Annotated in this window: 22 protein-coding genes; 8 read left to right on the top strand and 14 right to left on the bottom strand. The window is 57.7% G+C overall.

The window, feature by feature from the left end:
• Positions 1-10: 10 nt before the first annotated feature.
• From BCL93_RS02200 to flgL, 7 genes are all read left to right on the top strand, one after another.
• Complete coding sequence (locus BCL93_RS02200) at positions 11-760, top strand: flagellar basal body rod protein FlgF (protein WP_112053463.1); 750 nt, start codon at positions 11-13, stop codon at positions 758-760.
• 42 nt (positions 761-802) lie between these two features.
• On the top strand, positions 803-1,585 hold the full coding sequence (gene flgG, locus BCL93_RS02195) for a flagellar basal-body rod protein FlgG (protein ID WP_112053462.1): 783 nt from the start codon (positions 803-805) through the stop codon (positions 1,583-1,585).
• 13 nt (positions 1,586-1,598) lie between these two features.
• Positions 1,599-2,291: a flagellar basal body L-ring protein FlgH gene (locus tag BCL93_RS02190; protein WP_112053461.1), complete on the top strand. Its 693-nt coding sequence runs from the start codon at positions 1,599-1,601 to the stop codon at positions 2,289-2,291.
• Between the two features lie 33 nt (positions 2,292-2,324).
• Positions 2,325-3,458: a flagellar basal body P-ring protein FlgI gene (locus BCL93_RS02185; RefSeq protein WP_181463017.1), complete on the top strand. Its 1,134-nt coding sequence runs from the start codon at positions 2,325-2,327 to the stop codon at positions 3,456-3,458.
• Positions 3,458-4,501, top strand: a complete 1,044-nt coding sequence (gene flgJ / locus BCL93_RS02180) for a flagellar assembly peptidoglycan hydrolase FlgJ (RefSeq protein WP_112053459.1) — start codon at positions 3,458-3,460, stop codon at positions 4,499-4,501. Before BCL93_RS02185 ends, flgJ begins: the two co-directional genes overlap by 1 nt.
• Positions 4,502-4,578: 77 nt before the next feature.
• Positions 4,579-6,474 carry a flagellar hook-associated protein FlgK gene (gene flgK / locus BCL93_RS02175; RefSeq protein ID WP_112053458.1) on the top strand — a complete coding sequence of 632 codons (1,896 nt, stop codon included), beginning with the start codon at positions 4,579-4,581 and terminating at the stop codon, positions 6,472-6,474.
• Between the two features lie 18 nt (positions 6,475-6,492).
• Positions 6,493-7,737, top strand: coding sequence for a flagellar hook-associated protein FlgL (gene flgL, locus BCL93_RS02170; RefSeq protein ID WP_112053457.1), 1,245 nt, complete (start codon positions 6,493-6,495; stop codon positions 7,735-7,737).
• A 251-nt stretch (positions 7,738-7,988) separates the two neighbouring features.
• Here flgL and fliR read toward each other — a convergent pair whose 3' ends face one another.
• From fliR to fliF, 13 genes are all read right to left on the bottom strand, one after another.
• Complete coding sequence (gene fliR, locus BCL93_RS02165) at positions 7,989-8,777, bottom strand: flagellar biosynthetic protein FliR (protein WP_112053456.1); 789 nt, start codon at positions 8,775-8,777, stop codon at positions 7,989-7,991.
• Positions 8,778-8,781: 4 nt separating this feature from the next.
• On the bottom strand, positions 8,782-9,051 hold the full coding sequence (gene fliQ / locus BCL93_RS02160) for a flagellar biosynthesis protein FliQ (protein WP_092524835.1): 270 nt from the start codon (positions 9,049-9,051) through the stop codon (positions 8,782-8,784).
• 86 nt (positions 9,052-9,137) lie between these two features.
• Positions 9,138-9,917 (bottom strand): flagellar type III secretion system pore protein FliP, encoded by a 780-nt coding sequence (gene fliP / locus BCL93_RS02155; RefSeq protein WP_112053455.1) that lies wholly within the window; start codon positions 9,915-9,917, stop codon positions 9,138-9,140.
• The gene (gene fliO, locus BCL93_RS02150) at positions 9,914-10,393 is read right to left on the bottom strand and encodes a flagellar biosynthetic protein FliO (protein ID WP_112053454.1); all 480 of its coding nucleotides are present in this window, start codon (positions 10,391-10,393) and stop codon (positions 9,914-9,916) included. Before fliO ends, fliP begins: the two co-directional genes overlap by 4 nt.
• Positions 10,390-10,929 carry a flagellar motor switch protein FliN gene (fliN, locus tag BCL93_RS02145; RefSeq protein WP_112053453.1) on the bottom strand — a complete coding sequence of 180 codons (540 nt, stop codon included), beginning with the start codon at positions 10,927-10,929 and terminating at the stop codon, positions 10,390-10,392. Before fliN ends, fliO begins: the two co-directional genes overlap by 4 nt.
• Positions 10,922-11,968 carry a flagellar motor switch protein FliM gene (gene fliM, locus BCL93_RS02140; RefSeq protein WP_112053452.1) on the bottom strand — a complete coding sequence of 349 codons (1,047 nt, stop codon included), beginning with the start codon at positions 11,966-11,968 and terminating at the stop codon, positions 10,922-10,924. Before fliM ends, fliN begins: the two co-directional genes overlap by 8 nt.
• Before the next feature lie 19 nt (positions 11,969-11,987).
• Complete coding sequence (fliL, locus tag BCL93_RS02135) at positions 11,988-12,467, bottom strand: flagellar basal body-associated protein FliL (RefSeq protein WP_112053451.1); 480 nt, start codon at positions 12,465-12,467, stop codon at positions 11,988-11,990.
• 192 nt (positions 12,468-12,659) lie between these two features.
• Positions 12,660-14,072: a flagellar hook-length control protein FliK gene (locus BCL93_RS17335; protein ID WP_220086217.1), complete on the bottom strand. Its 1,413-nt coding sequence runs from the start codon at positions 14,070-14,072 to the stop codon at positions 12,660-12,662.
• A gap of 8 nt (positions 14,073-14,080) precedes the next feature.
• A complete protein-coding gene (gene fliJ, locus BCL93_RS02125; protein ID WP_112053450.1) occupies positions 14,081-14,539 on the bottom strand; it encodes a flagellar export protein FliJ in 459 nt (152 codons plus the stop codon).
• A complete protein-coding gene (fliI, locus tag BCL93_RS02120) occupies positions 14,536-15,930 on the bottom strand; it encodes a flagellar protein export ATPase FliI (protein ID WP_112053449.1) in 1,395 nt (464 codons plus the stop codon). The genes fliJ and fliI overlap by 4 nt, the downstream gene beginning before the upstream one ends.
• The gene (gene fliH / locus BCL93_RS02115; protein ID WP_112053448.1) at positions 15,927-16,700 is read right to left on the bottom strand and encodes a flagellar assembly protein FliH; all 774 of its coding nucleotides are present in this window, start codon (positions 16,698-16,700) and stop codon (positions 15,927-15,929) included. Before fliH ends, fliI begins: the two co-directional genes overlap by 4 nt.
• Positions 16,693-17,700 carry a flagellar motor switch protein FliG gene (gene fliG, locus BCL93_RS02110; protein ID WP_112053447.1) on the bottom strand — a complete coding sequence of 336 codons (1,008 nt, stop codon included), beginning with the start codon at positions 17,698-17,700 and terminating at the stop codon, positions 16,693-16,695. Before fliG ends, fliH begins: the two co-directional genes overlap by 8 nt.
• On the bottom strand, positions 17,693-19,480 hold the full coding sequence (gene fliF / locus BCL93_RS02105) for a flagellar basal-body MS-ring/collar protein FliF (protein WP_112053446.1): 1,788 nt from the start codon (positions 19,478-19,480) through the stop codon (positions 17,693-17,695). Before fliF ends, fliG begins: the two co-directional genes overlap by 8 nt.
• Before the next feature lie 354 nt (positions 19,481-19,834).
• On the opposite strand from fliF, the gene fliE reads away from it, so the two are divergent.
• Positions 19,835-20,164 (top strand): flagellar hook-basal body complex protein FliE, encoded by a 330-nt coding sequence (gene fliE, locus BCL93_RS02100; protein ID WP_112053603.1) that lies wholly within the window; start codon positions 19,835-19,837, stop codon positions 20,162-20,164.
• Between the two features lie 242 nt (positions 20,165-20,406).
• On the opposite strand, the gene BCL93_RS02095 is transcribed toward fliE, so the two are convergent.
• Complete coding sequence (locus BCL93_RS02095; protein ID WP_112053445.1) at positions 20,407-20,799, bottom strand: flagellar protein FlaG; 393 nt, start codon at positions 20,797-20,799, stop codon at positions 20,407-20,409.
• Positions 20,800-20,932: the final 133 nt, after the last annotated feature.

Genomic DNA, 20,932 nt, shown 5'->3' with positions numbered 1-20,932 from the left:
TGAGCCGATAATGGATCGCATGCTATACACCGCCATGAGCGGTGCCAGCCAGAGTCTTCAGCAGCAGACCGTGGTCAGCAATAACTTGGCCAACGCTTCGACATCGGGGTTTCGTGCGCAGCTTCACGCCATGCGGGCGGTGCCGGTTCAGGGTGATGGTGTTCTGGATACGCGAACCTCGGTGGCAGCCAGCACGCCGGGGTCGGACTTCAGTCCAGGCCCTGTCAACGCTACCGGACGTGACCTAGACGTGGCGATGCGGGGCGATGGCTGGCTTGCCGTTCAGGATGCCGGCGGCAATGAAGCCTATACCCGCCGGGGCGACTTGCAGATAGACGGTAACGGCGTACTGACCAGTGGTGGAAATCCCGTGCTGGGTGATGGCGGGCCCATCGCTGTGCCGCTGGAAGCCAAGCTTGCCGTGGGGGGGGATGGCACCATCAGTGCGATTGGCGCCGGTCAAAACCCTGATGCCATCGTCAATGTTGGGCGCTTGAAGCTCGTTACCCCCGGTGATGCCGGCTTGACCCGTGGCGAAGATGGCCTCTTTCGTTCTGAGCCTAACGGTCAGCCGCAAGTGCTGGGGCGTGACGAGGATGTCCGCATCGCGTCCGGTGCGTTGGAAGGCAGTAACGTCAGTGCGATCGAATCGATGGTGTCGATGATCGATACGGCGCGGCGCTTCGAAATGCAGATGAAGGTCATCACCAGCGCCGACGAGAATGCTCAGCGTGCCACGAGCCTGCTGTCGCTCAGTTGATAGCGGCTTAACTTCAGGCGAACTGTTTAAGGAGAGAACATCATGATTCGATCATTGTGGACCGCCAAGACGGGGCTCGAGTCTCAACAGGTCCAGATGGACGTCATCTCGAACAATCTGGCCAACGTCAGTACCAACGGTTTCAAGAAATCCCGTGCCGTGTTCGAAGACCTTATGTACCAGAACCTGCGTCAGCCGGGCGCGCAGAACGATGCCCAGAACTCTTTGCCTTCGGGGCTGCAGGTAGGTAGCGGTGTGCGTCCGGTTGCCAACGAGCGACTGCATAGCCAAGGGGGAATGGAGCAAACTGAGAACTCCCGCGACCTGGCCATCAACGGCAACGGCTTTTTCAACGTACTGCGCCCCGATGGCACTACGGCTTATACCCGCGATGGCAGTTTTCAGCTCGATGCCAACGGCCAGATGGTGACTTCGAGCGGTTATCCCGTTCAGCCGGCGATTGTCATACCGGACAACGCGCTTTCGGTCAGCATCGGTCAGGACGGTATCGTCTCCGTTACCGAGCCGGGTGTAGCAGGCAATCGTGAAATTGGTCAGCTGACTCTGTCCAGCTTCGTTAATCCGGCCGGTCTCGAGAGCATCGGGGAAAACCAATACCTTGAGACCGCATCCTCTGGCCCTCGTAACGAGAATATCCCCGGTGCCAATGGCCTGGGCACGATTTATCAGGGCTATGTGGAAACCTCCAACGTCAATGTCGTTGAAGAAATGGTCAGCATGATCCAGACCCAGCGGGCCTATGAGATCAACAGCAAGGCAGTCAAGACGTCCGATGAAATGCTGAGCCGGCTGGCACAGCTGTAACCAAGGGGCGGTCATGATTTTCAAGGGGTGTATGCCGGTCCGACTCTGGGCTTTGGTGGTGGTGCTGTGCTTGCTGGTCTCTGGTTGTGCACAGCTGCCGCGAGCATCGGTAGTGGGCGAGCAGGAACAGATCAACATCGCCGAACCGCGGCCGCCCGAGCCCAACGGCTCCATCTATCAAACAAACGCTGGCTACGCTTATCAGCCGCTTTTTGAAGATCGTAGGCCTAGAGCGATCGGTGACATTCTGACGATCGTGCTCGATGAAGAAGTCAGTGCCAGCAAGAACTCGCAAAGTAATGCAGATCGTTCCGGCTCTGCTGGACTGACCATCGATAACGCACCCGATGCGCTCGATAAGTTGGCCGAATATGGGTTCGACCTTTCCGGAAATAGCGACTTCACCGGCGGCGGTGGGTCCGAGGCCAACAATACGTTTACCGGCACCATTACCGTCTCGGTATTGGATGTGATGTCCAACGGTAACCTTCGGGTGAGGGGCGAGAAACAGATCGCCATCAACCAGGGGACCGAGTTCATACGCTTCTCCGGCGTGGTGAACCCTCGCACTATTACCGGACAAAATACCGTGCCTTCGACTCAGGTCGCCGATGCGCGTATCGAGTATGTGGGCGACGGCTATATCAACGAGGCGCAGCACATGGGTTGGCTGCAGCGTATTTTCCTCAATATTTCGCCGTTCTAGGTGTTATCCGACTTCCTTGGCAAGGCCTGAATGATGCGTGCATTTTTCGTTTCTCGAGAGTTTTGTGTTCTTCGGCAAGGCCTGTTGCTTGCCCTGCTGCTGGTTTGGGCGCTGTCTGCACGTGCCGAGCAGCTGCGTGAGCTGTCTGATTTTGCCGGTGTGCGTGATAACGCTCTCGTCGGTTACGGTTTGGCCGTTGGGCTTGATGGCACTGGCGACCAGACCACCCAGGCGCCTTTCACCAGTCAGAGCCTGACCAACATGTTGTCTCAGTTGGGGATTACGGTGCCTCAGGGTACTAACCTCCAGCTGCGCAACGTGGCGGCCGTGATGGTCACGGCCAAACTGCCGGCCTTCGCACGCCAGGGCCAAGAGCTCGACATCGTGGTGTCCTCAGTGGGTAACGCGCAAAGCCTGCGCGGCGGAACTCTGTTGATGACCCCTCTAAAGGGCACCGATGGACAGACCTACGCCATGGCGCAGGGTAACTTGCTGGTTTCTGGCGTCGGTGCCCAGGCCGGTGGCAGCAGTGTCCAGATCAATCAGCAGGCCAGTGGGCGCATTCCGGGGGGCGCGCTGGTCGAACGCCAGGTGCCGCTCGAACTTGGCCGCCAGGGGGGAATGCTGGAACTGTTGCTCAAAGAGACGGATTTCGGCACGGCCCAGCGCGCCGTGACGGCGATCAACATGGAGTTTGGACGCCCGGTGGCCTCTGCGCTCAATGGCCGCGTCATTCAGCTGCAGGGTCCCTTAAACGACAATGCGCGGGTCGGCTTCATGGCGCGGGTAGAGAACGTGGACATCACCCCGCGTGAAGCGGCCGCCAAAGTGGTCCTTAATGCGCGCACGGGGTCGGTGGTCATGAACAGTCGCGTAACGCTGCGGCATGCGGCGGTGGCTCATGGCAGTCTGTCGATCATCATCGATACCGACTTCCAGGTCAGTCAGCCCAATGCCTTGAGTCAGGGCGGCCAGACAGCCGTCGTGCCGAATACCAATATCGGGATTCAGCAGCAGGAGGCCTATCTGCGAGAGGTTGAGGGTGCCGATCTGACCGAGGTCGTGGATGCACTCAATGCGCTTGGGGCGTCACCCCAGGATCTGATGTCCATTCTCCAGGCCCTCAAGGCTGCCGGTTCTCTGCGCGCCGAGTTGGAGATTATCTAATGACGATTCAGGACATGAGTGGTCAGTTTGCCCTTGATATGCAAGGGCTGCAGCGCCTGAAGAACACGGCGCGCGTGGACGAGGATGCCGGTAGGCAGGCGGCGGCCAAGCAGTTCGAGGCCCTGTTCCTGCAGAAGATGATGACCAGCATGCGCGATGCGATCCCCAAGAGTGATCTTCTAAACAGCAAGCAAACCGAAATGTTTACCTCCCTGCTCGATCAGCAATGGTCGCAGCACCTTTCCGGTCAGGGCTTTGGTCTGGCCGAGATGCTGGAGGAACAGCTCGGTGGCGCCCGGCGTACCGTTGATACCCGCAGTGATAGCCTGATTTCGGGCATTCCCCGCGGCGAGCCGCTGCAACAGCTCGCCCGTTCAGAAGCGCAAGACGCGGAGAAGGTGCAGGACTCGGGCCGTGCCGTAGCACCCCAGAACTTCCTGGATGCATTGGACGCCAGGTTGCCGGGTGATACCGCAGAACCCGCCGACCAGATGGCTGGCAGTTATGAGCAGGAGTCGACTCGTGAGGCTTCTCGCCTTGAGCATGTCGAGAACTTCAGGACTCTACTCGAGGAGCCCGCACAGAGGGCGAGTCGGACGACCGGCGTGCCTGCCGAACTGATACTGTCCCAGGCTGCCCTGGAAACCGGCTGGGGGCGCTACTCGATTACTACTCAAGACGGCGGCAACAGCCACAACCTCTTTGGCATCAAGGCTGGCAGCGATTGGCAGGGTGAGACGACTGACGTGCGGACCCATGAGGTGATCGATGGCAAGCGGGTGGCGATCACCGATAACTTCCGGGTCTATGACTCTTACGAGGCGGCCTTCACCGACTATGCCCGGCTGATCGGTGACAACCCACGCTATGCCGGTGTGTTGACCGCTCCGGATGCTGGGCAGGCTGCCCAAGCCCTGCAGGCAGGCGGTTACGCCACTGACCCCCGCTATGCCGATAAATTGATTGCCATCATGGATACGCTGGGTCCGCTGACGCCTGCGGGTCAGCGCAGCCTGGCAGAAAACTCAGGTAGTGAACGCTAGCACGATTGCCCTGCACCACCATCAAGTCTCTGGGCCCCCGGCCGATATATTGGTTATTGATGTAAAGGATCCCCGTCATGAGCATGTTTTCTATCGGCCTCAGCGGCCTGAACGCCGCCCAGAATGCCCTGAATACTACCAGTAACAACATCAGCAATGTCTACACACCGGGCTACAACCGAGAGCTGACGATCCTCAACGAGGGTAATACCGCAGGTGGCGTCCAGGTTAGCGATATCCAGCGCCAGTTCGATCGCTACGTTGCCGATCAGCTCAATGATGCGACCAGCACCTCTACGGCCTTGGAGTCCTACCAGACTCAAGTCAGTCAGATCGACAACCTGCTGGCCGACGACGAGGCGGGGCTCTCACCGCTGATGCAGGATTTCTTCTCGGCAATGAGCGATCTGTCCGGCTCACCTTCAGACCCTGCCGCCCGGCAGGGCGTGCTGGGGTCGGCCGATACGTTGAGCGCTCAGGTGCGATCCTTCGATTCTTATCTCCAGGACATGCAAACCGGCATCAATGCCAAAATCGGTGATGAAGTCACGCAGATCAATAACACCACTAAGCAGCTTTCTTCACTTAACCGTGAGATCGTCCTGGCCGAAGCCAAGAACGGTGAGGCGCCAAACAGCTTGCTCAACCAGCGGGATAAGCTGGTGAACGATCTGAGTGAGCGACTGAATATCAAGCTCAATATTCAGGACGGCAGCACTTACAATGTGACGCTGTCTAACGGTCAACCTTTGGTTGCCGGTACCAACAACTACCAACTTGAGGCGATCAGCTCTAGTGCCGACCCCCAGCGCACCGTGGTGGGATACAAGGATTCCGGCGGTAACATGGTGGAGCTCAATGAAGATCGCATTACGGGTGGCAGTCTCGGTGGTCTGATGAACTTTCGCAGCGAAACTCTGGACAAGACCCAGAACCAGATCGGCCAGCTCGCGGTATCACTGGTCTCTGGTTTCAATGAGCAGCATGCGGCTGGTATCGATCTCGATGGCAATGTCGGCGAGGCTTTCTTCAGCGTCGGCTCACCCCGTGCCTATGCGCATTCCGACAATGACGGTACTGCCGATGTCGCTTCTACGACGTTTGGTGACACCGCCAACCTGCTTGCTACCGACTACGAAATTCGAGTCGAGAATGCCACTCCGACGGCGGCTGGCGACTTCACCATCACCCGTAGAGATTCGGGTGAGGAACTTGCAGCGGGCAGTGATTTTACTTTTAACGGCAGCGATGAGCTGACGTTTGGGGGCGTGGTCATTACCTTCGACGGCGGGTCTTTGCAGCAGGGAGATCGTTTCGAAGTGCAGCCGGTTCGCCGCGCGGGCCGTGACATGCAGACAGAAATCAGCGATCTCGACAAGATTGCGGCGGGTAGCATATTGAGCGGTGATACAGAGGCCGTCGAGTCCATTAAGGGCGACCCCGGTAACTCTCTTGCTTCGGGCAATGCTCCCTGGTCACTTAGCATCAGCGACGCTGGTGGCGGCAACTTCGATATCGTTGCCAACCCTGACACCGGCCCGTCTCAGAACTTCAACGTGCAGTCTGGTGACGAGATAACCGTTGATGGTGTGACATTGATCCTCGGTAATCTGGCGGATGGACAGACACTGAGCCTGGGCCTGAATGGTGCCGGTACTGGCGACAATCGCAATGCGATTGCACTACAGGACTTGCAGGGAAGTGAGTTGGTTGCTGGTTCTGCGACGTTGAATGAGTCCTATGCGTCGATGGTCAGTGATGTGGGGAATCGCACGAATATCGTGCAGGTTAATCTCGATGCTCAGAGTGGCCTCACCGAACAGTTGCGCGGTGTCCAGCAGTCGGAATCCGGGGTTAACCTCGATGAAGAAGCGGCCAACTTGATTCGTTACCAGCAGTATTATCAGGCCAATTCCAAGGTCATTCAGACCGCTTCCACCGTGTTCGATACCATTCTCGGCCTGCGGACCTGATCATAGGAGTTTCGAATCATGCGTATCAGTACCGTGACAATGTTTGAGCAGAGTGTCAGCAGCCTGAACCGACAACAGAGTCAGTTCACTGACGTCGGCCAGCAGATTGCAAGTGGCCGCCGGGTGGTTAATCCTTCGGATGACCCTCAGGCGGCCTCACAGGCAGTTGGTGTCTCCCAATCAATATCGATTACCGAGCAACATACTGATTCTCGTGTCAGCGCCCGTAATTCCCTTTCACAAGAAGAGAGTGTGCTCAACAGTGCTAGCCAGGCGATCAGTAGTGCCAAAACACTGCTGGTGCAGGCAGCTAACGGCACACTGAGCGATGCCGACAGGCAATCTGTGGCCAGTGAGCTAGAAGGCATCTATAACACCATGCTCGGCCAGGCAAATGCCACCGATGGCAACGGGTCTTACCTGTTCGGTGGCTATCAGGATGACGCTCCGCCTTTCGTGCAGAATGATAGCGGCGACGTGGCCTATATCGGTGACAGCTTCAACCGTGAGGAGCGCATCGACTCATCACGGCTCATGCCCGTATCTGATAGTGGCGATGCCATTTTTAACAGTGTCCCCAGTGGTGCCGGCTATGTGGCCACTGCAGCACGCGATTCAGCAGGCGATGGCAGCGTCACCTTCTCCGGACCGAATCGTCTCGATGCCTCTGCTCCTGGATACGGGGATAACGCTTATCAGATCAACTTCCTGGATGACAGTAACTATCAGGTCGTTACTACCGAGCCTGATGGCACCACTACAACGGGGCCTGTTGAAAGTTACACCAGCGGGAAAAGCATTGAACTCGGCGGCGGAGGCTTGTCGATTACTCTTGAGGGCACGCCGGACGCAGCGGGAGGAGATAGTATCAATGTGAACCCTGCTGATGGTTCCGCCGCCAATCAGGATGTCTTTGCTACGCTCAAGTCGGCCATTGATGTGATGAAGACGCCGGTTGATGGCGACCCAGGCCGCCAGGCTGATCTTGAGAATACGCTTTCCACCTCGATGCGTGAGCTGGATAACAGCCTGGATAATGTGCTCACTGTGCGCGCGTCTGTAGGTGCTCGCCTTAATGAGTTGGATGTGGTGGATCAGGTCAGCAGTAACCGTACGCTGAGTTACGAACAAACGCGCTCGGATCTGGTCGATCTGGACTATGTGGAGGCGATCTCCGAGTACAGCCTGCGCCAGGTGGGCTTACAGGCAGCCCAAAAATCTTTTGCCGATATTCAGGGCATGTCACTCTTTGATCAGATCTGACGGTTATTTCGGCTATCTACAAGCATGAATGGATAGTGGCATGAGAAATGGAGTAGGTGGTGACATGTCACTAGCCATGTCAGTGAGGTCATAACACAACGCTCCCTGATCAGATGATCGTTATCAGAACGCCTCTTACCTCAACGCTTCTGATGACAAGGTTACTTACCAAAAAAGCCCCCCCGGAAGATAGAAGCCGGTAGGGGGCTTTTTCGTTGATATGGCTCTCAAGACGGCTACCTTCGCTGGAGCTAACCAAGAGGCGTCATGGCCGTCAGCAGGTTACGCATGAAGCCAAGCCCTATCGCAAACAAGTGCTCCAGATAGCGATCCAGATCGGTCATTAGCACCATCAGCAGGAAAACGCCGGCTGTGAGTGACATGGGAAAACCGATCGAGAAGACGGTTAGCTGGGGCGCCGAGCGGTTGAGAATGCCAAGTGAGAGGTTGATGATCAGTAGGGCTGAGACGACAGGTAAAGCCAGCTGTAAGCCTAATACGAAGATAGTGTTACCGAAGCGTGCCAGCAGTTCGAAGGCATCAAGATTCACACCCGAGCCTATGGGCAAGATACTAAAGCTATTGACCAGGATCTCCAGGGCAACCAAATGGCCGTTCATGGCCAGAAACATAAGTAACGTGATCATGTAGAGTATCCGGGCCAGGATCATGGTGTTAGTGCCGGTATCCGGAGAGAAAAAGGTGGCGAAGCCTAGCCCCATTTGTAGTGCAATGAAGTCGCCAGCTGCCTGAACGGTGGCAAAGATGACGTGCATGACCACGCCCATTGCGGCACCGATCACTACCTGCTCGATGATAATGCCAAGCCCTGCCCACGACATGATAGGCGCGTTGGGCATGGGGGGAAGGGTGGGGGTGATGGCCACACAGATTAAAGCAGTAAGGCCAATTTTTACCTGACGGGGGACGCTGGAATGTCCCCAGAGCGGTGATGCCATCACGAAGGCGGACAGGCGCATGAAAGGCCACAAGAAGGCGACTAGCCAGCCATGTAGTTGATCAAAGGTAATCTCGAGCATGGCCCTAGCTGACCATGAGGGGGATATTTTGAATCAGCTCACGAGTGAAACCTATAATCAGCTTGAGCAGCCAGGGGCCAAGCAGTACCAGCATGCCAAATACCCCGAGTATCTTTGGGATAAAGGAAAGCGTCATTTCGTTAATCTGCGTGGCGGCTTGAAAGAGACTGACCAGCAGACCAATCAGCAGTGCCGTCAGCAGCAGTGGGGCGGCCATGAACAGCGTCACGCGCATACCCTGATAGGCCATGCTCATTACCATCTCTGGGCTCATGGGCGTTGCTCCTTACAACTTAGACGTTAAAACATCAGACGCATCGCCCGCGCTGTTTGCCTGGTGCGATGATGTTGATGCCGGTGTCATAAATAAAAGCTCTGCGCTAGTGAGCCCATTAACAGCTGCCAGCCATCGACCAGAACGAACAGCATCAGCTTGAAGGGCAGTGAAATTGTCGCAGGGGGCACCATCATCATGCCCAGTGCCATCAGCACGCTGGCGATGACCAAGTCGATGATGAGGAAGGGGATGAACAGCGTGAAGCCAATCTGGAAGGCAGTTTTTAATTCACTGGTGACGAAAGACGGCAACAATACGCGCATAGGCACGTCTTCGGGGCCTTGCATGGGGCCTATGTCGGCCAGGCGTGCAAAGAGAGCCAGGTCAGGCTCGCGGGTCTGACCCATCATGAATTCACGCAACGGCTGACTTGCCAGCTCAAAGAAGCGAGGAAAGGCGATGTCATCATTAGCCATGGGTACCCAAGCGGTCTGATAAATATCGTTGAGCACCGGCGACATGACGAAGAATGTCAGAAAAAGGGCAAGGCCGAGCAATACTTGGTTGGGCGGGGCAGATTGGGTGCCCATGGCGGTTCGCAACAGGCCGAGGACGATAATGATACGCGTGAAGCAGGTCATCATCAGCAAGGCGGCCGGCAGAAAGGCCATGCTGCTGAGAAGCAGCAGTGTCTGCAGCTTGATGGACCACTGTTGCCCGCCGTCCCCAGTAGGGCGCGATACAATGCCGGGAAGCGATTGTGCCCAGGCCGTCTCGGGTAGCAGGATCGCCACGAGCGCTATGATCACTAGGCCGAGGGTCAAGACATAGGCGGGTAATCTGGAACCGGAAAGTGGGCTCATGAGTCTTCCCGTCCGTTTTCTCGGTGGTTCTTCAGCATGGTGCCGGTATTGTGTCGCAAGGCAGTGGCAAAGCGTTCGGCGAACCCTTTACCGCTATCTTCAGATGCCGAGGAGGGAGATGAAGAAGGATCAGAAAGCGCTGGGGCTGTGAGCTCATGCAGTTTGTTGACCTGACCTCCGCCGACGCCCAGCACCAACCAAGTGCCTTCAACCTCGACGACGACCACACGCTCACGCTGACCGACGGCCGCCGAGCTGACCACCTTGATACGTTGGCCGGCACGCAAACTGCGGGGACCTATCCGGCGTATCAGGCGGCTTCCAAGCAGGATTACACCGATCATAAGGGCTAGGACCAGCCCTACCTTACCGATAACCGCGAGCCCGATCAGGCTATCGCTGCCGGTGGCAAGGGTATCGATCCCAGCCGACGACATATCGGCAGCGGAGCCGGTGGTGGAGGCTGACAGACTCATCGATTCAGTTTCTGTACCCGCTCCGAAGGCGTGATGATCTCCGTGATACGAATACCATATTTGTCGTCGACTACCACGACCTCGCCCTGAGCGATCAGGTAACCGTTGATCAGGATATCCATCGGTTCGCCGGCGAGACCATCCAGTTCGATCACGGAGCCCTGCGCAAGCTCGAGCAACTGTTTGATGGTGATCTTGGTGCGGCCAAGCTCCACGCTCAGTTTGACCGGGATGTCCATGATCATATCAAGATCGCGAGCCGTACCACTGTCGGCTCCATCACCTAGCTGGCGAAAGACTTGGCTACCTGCCGAGGTCGCCTCTTTACTTTCGCCTGCTTCTTCTCCCACTTCACGACCTTTGGCATCACCCTGGTCACTCGCCTCGGCATCGCCCTGTTCTGCGAGTGCGGCTGCCCATGGATCATCTTCGGCCGACTGTTCGTTACCCGAAGCAGTGGCATCTTCTTGCTCGGCCATGGCGTCGGCCCAATCATCGGGGATAGAGTTCTGATCGGGTTTGTTCGGGTCACTCATCGTTACTTTCCTTGGATGTCTCGGATCCCTTGATGAAGGTATCCGGGGTGTTGCCGGACATTGAGGCGTGATCGATCATGCGCAGCACACGCAGAGCTCGTTGTTCCTTCTGACTGCCGTACTCGCACTCCATGACCGGAACACCATCGACGCTGGCGCCCACGGTCTGGGGAAGCTCGATTGGCAGCACATCGCCAACTTGCAGGCTCATTACGCGAGAAATGCGGGCGGGGATATCGACAAATTCGGCAACCAACTCGACTTCGGAGTGGCGGATCTCACCTGCCATCCGCTTGGTCCAAGTCTTGTCACCGCTACCGAAGCTATCGTTTTGCGGATTAGTCAGAATATCCCTGAGCGGTTCGATCATCGAATAGGGCATACAAATCTGGAAGTCACTCGCCAGATTACCCACCTCAAGATGAAAAGTGGTGTTGACCACGATCTCGTTAGGAGAGTTGGTGATATTGGCAAACTTCGCCTGAATCTCGGAGCGCATATAGCTGATTTCAAGCGGATATACTGATCGCCAAGCCTCCTGATAGGCTTCAATGGCCAGGTTGAGAATCCGCTGAATGATGCGCTGTTCGGTGTTGGTGAACTCACGCCCCTCGGATTTGGTCACGAAGCGACCGTCACCGCCGAACAGGTTGTCCACGACCATGAACACCAGACTGGGTGGAAACACCACCAACGCCGAGCCGCGCAATGGCTTCATGGTGATCATGTTGATGTTGGTCGGGACGGGTACGTTGCGCGTGAAATCGCTGTAGCTCTGGTAGCGCACGGAGTCGACAGTAATGTCGGCACTGCGTCTGATCAGGTTGAAGAGGCTCATGCGGAAGTGCCGCGCAAAGCGTTCGTTGATGATATCCAGGGCATGCAAGCGCTCACGGATCACCCGGTGCTGGTTGGCCGGGTCGAAGGGTTTTACCCGCGATTCATTGCCAGCGGCGTCAGAGGAACTGTCCTCTTCGCCGCTTACGCCCTTGAGCAGGGCGTCGATTTCTTCCTGCGATAGCAGATCATCTTGAGACATGGCGCTTGGGCACTATGAGTTATTGCACAATAAAATCGGTGAACAGCACATCACTGATCGCCAGCTCGGGTTGTGGCTCGGTCAAGGGGGTATCGAACAGGCTCATGACTTGATCCGAAAGACGGGTTTTCCCGTCTGGAGAGGTCAACTCCTCGACGCTTTGATCGGCAAATAGCATCAGCATTCGACTGCGTACCTGAGGCATGTGGTTCACTAGCAGGTCGCGTGTTGTCTCGTCGTCGACCTGCAGAGTCAGGCCTATATACAGGAAACGGTTGCCGTAGTCGTCGCCACTGATGTTGACAGTGAAGGGATCAATTTTGACGAAAATGGGGTCGGGAGCCGTCACGGGCTCAGGTTCGGCATTTTCGGCGGCTTGTGCCTGGCTACCCGTATCCATCAGAAGGTAGACACCAGCTGCCGTCGCGGATGACACAAGAACCATCAGCAACACGACCAGAAGCCATTTTTTCCCTGAAGAGGTCGAAGATTTTGCCATTTATTCCGCCATTGTCGTAGTTGATGCCCTTTGGCTAGGGAGTATGCGGGCTAAAGAGATAAAACGGTGGCGCGAATAGGCCACCGTAAAGCACTCAACTCACGATTTTGTCACTGGTCACTCATTTACCAGCTGGAGAAGACGAGACGATGTGGAACAGGTGACGGAGGAGAATGTTTCCGTCAGTGCCAGTCAGGCATACAGATCCACGCGCCCATCTATCAGGCTGGTGGCTGATGGGCTCAGCATTGAGCGCGGGTCCACCCCACCTTCATCATTTTCACCGATGATGCCAGTTCCCTGTGACTGACGACCCGCAAGGCCCTGTTCCTGGGAATGCTGGCCGGATGCCTGGTGTCCTACCGAGGTGTCGCCAAGGGTGATGCCCTGCTGTGCCAGTGCTTCTCTCAGTTGAGGAATGGCTTGCTCAAGGGCGTTGCGAACCTGGGCGTGAGCCGACAGGAACTGGGCTTGGGCACCACCATGTTCCGCGACTTTGAGACTGACGGACAGGGGGCCTAGGTCGGCAGGGTGAAGCTTTAACTCCATCTGCTGGTCACCGCGCTGGGTCATGCCAAGCAGTTGCTGGCCCAGTTGCTGCTGCCATTGCTGACTGGCGACCGGGGCGGTCAAGGCCCCGCTGCCGACCTGGGCCTGGGCAGATGTGCTGACGGATGCCGAGTTGGCCCCTGCACCGGCCATGCCGCTAAGACGGTCTCCAGATGAAAGCGCCGCCAGCATATCCGAGCTAGCGGATGAAGGCGTGAAGGCGGCGCTGCGAGCATCGGCGCCATCTGCCATCAGGGCGGCTGCCGCGCTATCCGAGGTGACGATTCCTGGCATGCTTTGACGGTTGGCAGCGGTCGCGGCGGAATCACCGACTGCCTGGGCCATCGCATTACGGTTGAGCCAATCTGCTGCATTGAGTGCAGGCTGACTGAGAGTCGTCTGATCTCGGCGGCCGTCACCATTCGCCGCGGCTTGGCCTGCCAGCGCTAATTTGTTGCCATTACTGGAACTGCCAGCCTGGTCGATGAGATTCATTCGCGCGGCAATCACGGACAGGCCCAGGGGGCCATCCTTGATGTCGGTGATTGGCGTCGCATCAGGTGCGATGCCGCTCGCTACGGATGGGTCGGTTCCATCCGTGTCGACGTCACTCACCCAGGTCTGAGAGCTATCCGGGTCTGAAGTCGGGCTCTGCTGGCCGTTGTTTGGCAATGACTCAAGTGCTGACAGGACCTTGCTCAGGTCTTGGGCAGCTTTCTCGCCCAGAGGCTCACCATCGAGAAGGGCGGCCAGTGCCTCTCGTTGTGAAGCGCTGAGGGCATCCTGAGCAGGGGATTGCTGAAGTTGGTCTTTCAAGGCACTTAGCTGCTCTGGACTCAGCGCCGCAACCGCTTGCTTAAGGCGCGCTAGCGATGTGTCTTGCGATGCCGGCAAGGCCTGAGGCGAGGAAGCGTCCTGTTTGCCGTCGGCGCGGGTCTGGCGTTGAGACAGCAGCGCCCCAAAGTCCTGAGTGGTGCCTTGCTGTGCCCCGTTGGCCTGCCGCCCAGTGGCTTTGCTCGAGGATGAAGGGGCTGACATTACGTCCATGATATCCATGTAATCTCCTAGAGGCCCCGATCATCGGGTGTGCGACGCAACAGGCTATTGCTGCTCATTTCATCGTTGTGGCGTTGTTCCTGGCGTTGCTCTAGACGCCGCGCCTTTTCCTGGCGGCGATTCGCCAAGGTATCGTAGGACGTCAAGCGCTTCTGCTCTTCCCGCCAATGCTGCTGACAGCCTTCGACACGTTGCGAGTGATCCTCGAGCGCCGCGCGAGCTCGGTCTACGGCGGCATCGAGGGAGGCCAGGAACTGCTGATAGTTGTGCAGCGTCGCCGGGTCTATGCCGTTATGCATGGCATTCTGCAGACGAGTGGCGTACTCAAGCCGGTAGCGTCGCAGGGTGTCCAATTGTGTCGCAGCCTGCTGCTGGGAGCGTCGTTCGTTGGCCAGCGTCTGGCCGGCTGCATCTCGAGCCTCTCTGGCCAGCTCTGTCAGGGTATCGAGCGGTAAGGATGCACTCATCTTCCACCTCCAACGATAGCCGATAAGGACTGCTTGGCTTCTGCCACGTCGGTACGTTCTTCAATTTGCTGCTGCAGGAAGTGTTCCAGGTGTGGGAATAGCTGAACGGCCTGATCAAGCTGTGGGTCATGACCGGGGCTATAAGCGCCAACGCTGATCAGGTCGCGGTTGCGCTGATAGCGTGAAAAATGCTGCTTGAAAAGCCGTGCCTGCTGCTGCTGTGCATGATCCGTGATGGCCCCCATCGCGCGACTGATCGATGCTTCGATGTCGATAGCGGGGTAGTGGCCTGATTCGGCTAGCGCGCGTGACAGCACGATATGGCCATCCAAGATGGCACGCGCCGAATCGGCGATAGGGTCTTGTTGATCATCGCCTTCGGTCAAGACCGTATAAAAGGCAGTGATCGATCCGCCACCCTTTTCGCCATTGCCTGCACGCTCGACCAGCCCGGGCAGTTTGGCGAACACCGAAGCGGGATAGCCTTTGGTCGCGGGGGGCTCACCGATCGCCAAGGCAATTTCACGCTGTGCCATGGCATAGCGTGTCAGCGAGTCCATGATCAGCAGCACATTCTTGCCTTCATCGCGAAAGCCTTCTGCAAGGCGAGTGGCATAGGAGGCACCCTGCAGACGTTGCAGAGGAGAAGTGTCGGCAGGCGCCGCCACGACCACGGACCGCTTGCGCCCTTCTTCACCGAGGATGTTGTCGATGAAATCTTGTACCTCTCGGCCACGTTCGCCAATCAGCCCCACGACAATCACGTCGGCCTTGGTGTAACGGGCCATCATCCCAAGCAGCACCGACTTGCCGACGCCAGAGCCGGCAAAAAGCCCCATACGCTGACCGCGGCCAACGCTTAATAGCGCATTGATGGCGCGGATGCCGACATCGATCTGTTTCTCTATCGGCGCACGTGCCAGCGGGTTCAGTGGCGGCGTGGCCAGTGGTGCATGGGGAGCGTCCTGTAATGATCTTGCACCGTCTAGAGGCTTGCCGTTGCCATCGACGACTCGTCCGAGCAAGGATGCCCCCAACGGGAAACGCCGGGCAGTTTGTGCTCCGCCATCGCCGAGAGGAAGGACGCGGGCACCTGGCGTCAGGCCGCTGATCTCGGCGAGAGGCATCAGGAACAGTTTTTCGCCGGAAAAACCCACTACCTCGGCTTCGGCGTAGCGCGCCTTGGCATGGGTGCTGTCCGCACTCAGCTCGATGCGACAGGCGCTTCCCAGCGGCACCCGAAGCCCTACGGCTTCGAGCACCAGCCCCGTCGCACGAGTGATCCGGCCGCTGGCCCGGTAGCTAGGCAATGCTTCAACGCGCGCCATGACCCGGTCGAGGGTTTCTCGCCAGTGGGTCTGGTGTGTGGTCGCGCGCTCGGCGGCATTCATGCTTCGGTCTCCTGGTCTTGCTCTTGCTCTTGCTCTTGCTCTTGAGAGACTGCTGAGTGAGCAGGTAACCGGTGGCGTACCTGGTCAGAGATGGCCTCGAAGCGCGATTCCCAACTGGCATCCAGTTCGCCGCTCTGGCTCGTGACCCTACATCCACCACGGCTGAGCTGGTCGTCCGGTTGTAGCTGCCAGCCTGCACTTTCGATCTCGTGGCCAAGCTGCTCTTCCACGATGGTCATATCCTCTGGATGCAACCAGAGTCTTGGCTTACCGGACAGCGCCGGCTCGACATGAATCAGTTCACGCACAATGTCCAGAATCTGCTCGGGACTGGCCTTCAAGGCATCCCCCGCAAGTTGACGTCCCGTCGCAATGGCCAAGTTGACCAACGCATCGGCGATTTCGTCATCGAGTTGGGCAATGGCTTCGCCGAAGCGAGCGGCCAGGGGCTGCAGAGGGGCAATGGTGTCTTGCGTCTTCTGGCGCAACTCTTCTTCGCCTTTCGCGCGGCCTTGTTTCAGCCCCTCTTCGTGTCCTTCCTTGCGCCCTGCTTCGAAGCCATCCTGGTAGCCTTTATCGCGTGCTTCGTCGTGTATCCGTTGCCGTTCGGCCTCAAGAGCCGCCTGATGCTCCTGAGCGCGACGCCGGATTCTGGCTTGGCGCTCCAGGTCGGCAGGACGTGCAGCAGGAGCGCTGCGTGCACGTTCCTTGAGCTCGTCCATTTGCCAGGGGCGCCATTGGTCATTCCAGCGGCCGTCAGGATCAGACATAGCTGTCGTCTCCTCCGCTCAGTACCACTTCGCCGCTATCGGCGAGGCGCCTGACGACTTGCAGAATGGACTTCTGTTCGGCTTCTACCTGGGACAGGCGAATCGGGCCACGCGCTTCCATGTCTTCACGCAGCAGCTGGGCAGCTCGCTGCGACATGTTGCGCATGAATTTCTCCATCAGGGTGTCTGGCGCCCCCTTCAGTGCCACCACCAGGGAGTTGGTCTCGATCTCCTTGAGCAGCATCTGAATGCCGCGGTCGTCGATATCTTCCAGGTTCTCGAACAGGAACATTTCGTCGATGATGCGCTGAGCAAGGTCTTCGCTGTGAGCTCGTACGGTTTCGATAACGGTCTCTTCCTGGCTGGAGTTCATCAGGTTGAGGATCTCGGCCGCCGTTCTTACGCCGCCCATCTTGCTGCGCTTGAGGTTCTGACCGTCCAGCATGTTGCCAAGTACTTCGGTCAGTTCCTGCAGTGCTGCCGGCTGCACGCCGCTGAAAGTGGCGATGCGCAGGACCACATCATTACGCAATTTGTCATCGAGCAGCTCCAGAATATCGGCGGCCTGGTTGCGCTCCAGATGCACAAGGATGGTGGCAATGATCTGCGGATGTTCGTCGCGAATCATTTCGCACACGACCGAGGCTTCCATCAGGTTCAGTGCATCTATGCCAGAGGTCGCGCCCTTGGATTCGAGTACATCCTCGATCAGGCTCGTTGCGCGCTCGCTGCCCAGTGCCTTGGTCAGGACGGAGCGGATATGATCGCTGGAGTTGACGTTGATAGAGGCGTATTCGTCGATCTCCCGACGGAACTCATTGAGTACCACACGCATATCTTCATGTGAGATCTGGCCGAGTTCAGCCATCTGCTGACTGATGTTCTGGACCTCTTGCGCCGAATAAAACTTGAAGACCTCGGCGGCACTGTCTTCATCCAGTGACAACATCAGGATGGCGCTTTTACGGGCGCCACTGAGCTTGCTCGCGTCTTTACTCATCTTTGTTCATCCAGCTGCGTGCGATCATCGCGACCATGCGGGGATCTTCCTGCGCCATCTCACGAAGATCTTGAAGGTTTTGCTCGTAGGTCGCGGACTTGCGCGGTCGTCTGGGCGCTGTATAGGTCTCCGCCGGGCCTTCATCGCCTGCGACACTGTTGGCATTACTTTCATCACCGTCCTGGCCGACCGAGGTGCTGATGGTTTGGCCGGAGCTAGACACCTGGCCGGCACCAGGCAGGCTTGGCTGCTCGGTATAGCGCTTGATCAGCGGGCGCAGTATCAAGAGATACAGCAGCAGGATGGCAAGACCCACCAGCAGGTAGCGTCCCAGCTTGAAGGCCATTTGCTGGACGTCAGACTGTTGCCACCACGCCAGTTCGACCGTGTTGTCATCCTGGCCAGTGAACGGGCTGTTGACGATTTCGATCGCATCGCCACGGCCTTGCGAGAAACCGATGGCTTGTCGCACCAGGCGCTCTATTTGGGCGATCTCGGCATCGTCCAGCGCGACCATTTCCATCTGGCCTTCGTCATTCATCTGCTCGCGGTAGTTGACCACGACCGCGGCGGTCAGGCGTTCGATATCACCGCGCTGATACTGGATATGGGTAACGTTACGATCGACTTCGTAATTGATGACGTTGTCTTGACTCAAGCGACTTGGCGGTTCGCCGCCATCGTCCTCACCATTGCCGTTGGCGCCATCGTTTCCGCCAGCACCGGCATCCGCGTTGGCCTGATCGATCGGCGAGGCGGCGGCGCCCGGTGGCGTATTGGTGAGTGCCCCAGGCACCCCTTGAGCTAGCTCATTACCACCCGAATAGGTGCCACTGACCTGTGCACTTCTGATGGCGGCTTGATTGGGGTCCTGGTTGGGGCCGTAGCGTTCAGCCGTTTCCTCTCGACGTGAGAAATCGACCTGCGCGGTCACCTGAGCATGGATGTTCTGGTCGCCCAGAATGGGCTTGAGAATGTTTTCTATGCGTCGCTGGTAAGAGTTTTCTACCTCGGCGACGTAATCCAGCTGTGTACCGTTGAGGCCGCTACTGGCCCCGTCCGGTTGTGAAAGCAGGCGACCGTTCTGATCGACAACGGTCACATTCTCTAAAGCCAGATCAGGAACGCTGCTGGACACCATGTGAGTGATGGCGTTGATCTGCCCCTCACCCAAGACTCTGCCGGGTTGCAGGGTCAAAACGACGGACGCTTTGGCGGGTTTTTCTTCGCGAACGAATACCGAAGGTTGGGCCATTGCTAAATGGATGCGGGCCTTGGACACGGGGCCTAGGGCTTCCATTGAGCTTGCGAGTTCGCCTTCCAACCCGCGCTGGAAATTGACCTGTTCGGCAAATTGACTGATGCCGAAGGCCTGGTCGTCCATGATCTCGAAGCCGACATTGCCGCCCTGGGGAAGCCCTTGCTCGGCCAGTTGGAGGCGCAACGTGTTGACTTTGTCGCTCGGCACCAGCAAGGCACTGCCCCCAGCAGCAAACTGATAGGGCACCTGGCGGCTGTCGAGTTCGTTGATGATGCGGCCACCGTCTGCTTCGCTCAAATTGCTATAAAGCACCCGGTAGTCCGGTGATTGAGCCCACATCAGCAGGGCGATCACTATCGCAATCACCGCCGCCAGTGCAATCAGCAATGGCAACATGGGGTTGCGCTTCAATTGATCCTTGATTCGATCGAAAGCTGGTTGTGCCGCCCCGCGCTGTGCGCTGGCAGAGGACGCATTGCCCTGGCGTGCAGAATCGGTGGCCGTGGCCCCGTTGCTCATGAAAGCCTCCGGCAGCGATCGGCAGTGCGTGTCGTGATGTGCTCAAAGGTGTGGGCAGAAGACATGTCAACATCCGTTCATCGCGGGTGTCCGTCCCGAGTCGGGCGGTACTAGTTCGGGCAGTGCTACGTCTAATCAGTACTGTTTCCGTCGGTACTGCTTCCATCAGGACCGTGTCTGCCAGCGCAAGTGGGTCAGTGCCGTTTTGGTTAGTACTGTGATGAACGCTATTATCCTTAGCTGCGGCAACGACAAAGGTCAGAAAAGCCTGCGGTTTTGTCGCCAATTGGCTGAATGGGGTGCCAAGAGTTCCTGCTAGGCTTCACCCACTACTCCCACGATGAGGCTAAGCCCATGAGTTCTCCTTCGATTCAGTCGGCGCTCCAGCAGATGCAGAGCCTTTCCGCTCAGGCCAGCGGCGAGCAGCTCAAGGGGCAGTCCGTGTCCACATCGGTAGGGCAGGGGGGCTTTGCCGATGAGCTCAGCTCATCGCTGCAGCGCATCAACGAGATGCAGCAGACGGCGGCCGGCCAGCGCACCGCCTTCCTGTCAGGGGACAGCGATGTTGCTTTGAATGACGTGATGGTCGACATGCAGAAAGCCAGTGTGGCGTTCGAAATGGGCGTGCAGGTTCGCAACCGCCTCGTTACCGCCTATAAGGACGTGATGAATATGCAGGTCTAGTAAGGCCTGCTGGCATTACGTGCGGTAGACCCGAGGTTTGACGTTGTAGGCGTAGATGCCCGTCTTGCAGCGAACATTCCTGACGGGCTAATTCCTGACGGGCTATTTCCTGACTGGCTGGGGGCTTTGGCCATTCCAGCATCGCAGGCCTTGCTTGCCATGCCGAGGGCCAGCAAGCCCTTTGGTCGCAGCATCCAGAAGCCAGAACCAGGAAGTTGACGCTTGGGGCTTATATAGCCTACTCAAGCTTCGAAGCTGATCAGGCGGCCTTGAAGCTCGTCAAGCTGCTTCGCGATTCGCAGCACTTCTTCTGATGGGATCTGGCGAATGACGTCACCGCTGACGCGATCGACGATTCGCGTAACCACACGAGACGGATGTTCATCGAGCGAAAACTCGATCCCATAACTGCGCATGACCTCGTTGATACGCTGGATAGGCGCAACGAGTTCGCCTGCACCTGGCGAGCCGGTGACGGCAGACGAACTTGCCGTTGAGGCACCACGCCCATCAGCGGCGGATTCGCCGGCTGGTGGCAATTGCGCAAGAGCGCTGTCGATGCGTTGTCGTGGCGTGAGCTCTTGGAGCGCCGGCATTGCATGCAGAGTGCCTGATTCATTGATCGGTGATGTCATGCTGGTGAGCCCTTCAGGTACTGAGGTTGTTTTTTTACTCAACGACAGTTATCGACGGCCCATGCAGAAACTTTAGCGAGCCCAGGCGGGCACCTGTAGGGCAAGTACGCTGCCAGCCATGCCACGCTCTCCC

This window comes from Onishia taeanensis (assembly GCF_003268885.1).
GTDB lineage: Bacteria > Pseudomonadota > Gammaproteobacteria > Pseudomonadales > Halomonadaceae > Onishia > Onishia taeanensis_A.
The sequence above is the reverse complement of the archived record's forward strand: the minus strand, read 5'-3'. Positions and strand labels throughout refer to the sequence as shown.

Excerpts from the sequence above, each read along its gene's own strand:
- BCL93_RS02200 (WP_112053463.1), top strand. The coding sequence starts at position 11 with ATGGATCGCATGCTATACACCGCCATGAGCGGTGCCAGCCAGAGTCTT.
- flgG (WP_112053462.1), top strand. The coding sequence starts at position 803 with ATGATTCGATCATTGTGGACCGCCAAGACGGGGCTCGAGTCTCAACAG.
- BCL93_RS02190 (WP_112053461.1), top strand. The coding sequence starts at position 1,599 with ATGATTTTCAAGGGGTGTATGCCGGTCCGACTCTGGGCTTTGGTGGTG.
- BCL93_RS02185 (WP_181463017.1), top strand. The coding sequence starts at position 2,325 with ATGCGTGCATTTTTCGTTTCTCGAGAGTTTTGTGTTCTTCGGCAAGGC.
- flgJ (WP_112053459.1), top strand. The coding sequence starts at position 3,458 with ATGACGATTCAGGACATGAGTGGTCAGTTTGCCCTTGATATGCAAGGG.
- flgK (WP_112053458.1), top strand. The coding sequence starts at position 4,579 with ATGAGCATGTTTTCTATCGGCCTCAGCGGCCTGAACGCCGCCCAGAAT.
- flgL (WP_112053457.1), top strand. The coding sequence starts at position 6,493 with ATGCGTATCAGTACCGTGACAATGTTTGAGCAGAGTGTCAGCAGCCTG.
- fliR (WP_112053456.1), bottom strand. The coding sequence starts at position 8,777 with ATGCTCGAGATTACCTTTGATCAACTACATGGCTGGCTAGTCGCCTTC.
- fliQ (WP_092524835.1), bottom strand. The coding sequence starts at position 9,051 with ATGAGCCCAGAGATGGTAATGAGCATGGCCTATCAGGGTATGCGCGTG.
- fliP (WP_112053455.1), bottom strand. The coding sequence starts at position 9,917 with ATGAGCCCACTTTCCGGTTCCAGATTACCCGCCTATGTCTTGACCCTC.
- fliO (WP_112053454.1), bottom strand. The coding sequence starts at position 10,393 with ATGAGTCTGTCAGCCTCCACCACCGGCTCCGCTGCCGATATGTCGTCG.
- fliN (WP_112053453.1), bottom strand. The coding sequence starts at position 10,929 with ATGAGTGACCCGAACAAACCCGATCAGAACTCTATCCCCGATGATTGG.
- fliM (WP_112053452.1), bottom strand. The coding sequence starts at position 11,968 with ATGTCTCAAGATGATCTGCTATCGCAGGAAGAAATCGACGCCCTGCTC.
- fliL (WP_112053451.1), bottom strand. The coding sequence starts at position 12,467 with ATGGCAAAATCTTCGACCTCTTCAGGGAAAAAATGGCTTCTGGTCGTG.
- BCL93_RS17335 (WP_220086217.1), bottom strand. The coding sequence starts at position 14,072 with ATGGATATCATGGACGTAATGTCAGCCCCTTCATCCTCGAGCAAAGCC.
- fliJ (WP_112053450.1), bottom strand. The coding sequence starts at position 14,539 with ATGAGTGCATCCTTACCGCTCGATACCCTGACAGAGCTGGCCAGAGAG.
- fliI (WP_112053449.1), bottom strand. The coding sequence starts at position 15,930 with ATGAATGCCGCCGAGCGCGCGACCACACACCAGACCCACTGGCGAGAA.
- fliH (WP_112053448.1), bottom strand. The coding sequence starts at position 16,700 with ATGTCTGATCCTGACGGCCGCTGGAATGACCAATGGCGCCCCTGGCAA.
- fliG (WP_112053447.1), bottom strand. The coding sequence starts at position 17,700 with ATGAGTAAAGACGCGAGCAAGCTCAGTGGCGCCCGTAAAAGCGCCATC.
- fliF (WP_112053446.1), bottom strand. The coding sequence starts at position 19,480 with ATGAGCAACGGGGCCACGGCCACCGATTCTGCACGCCAGGGCAATGCG.
- fliE (WP_112053603.1), top strand. The coding sequence starts at position 19,835 with ATGAGTTCTCCTTCGATTCAGTCGGCGCTCCAGCAGATGCAGAGCCTT.
- BCL93_RS02095 (WP_112053445.1), bottom strand. The coding sequence starts at position 20,799 with ATGACATCACCGATCAATGAATCAGGCACTCTGCATGCAATGCCGGCG.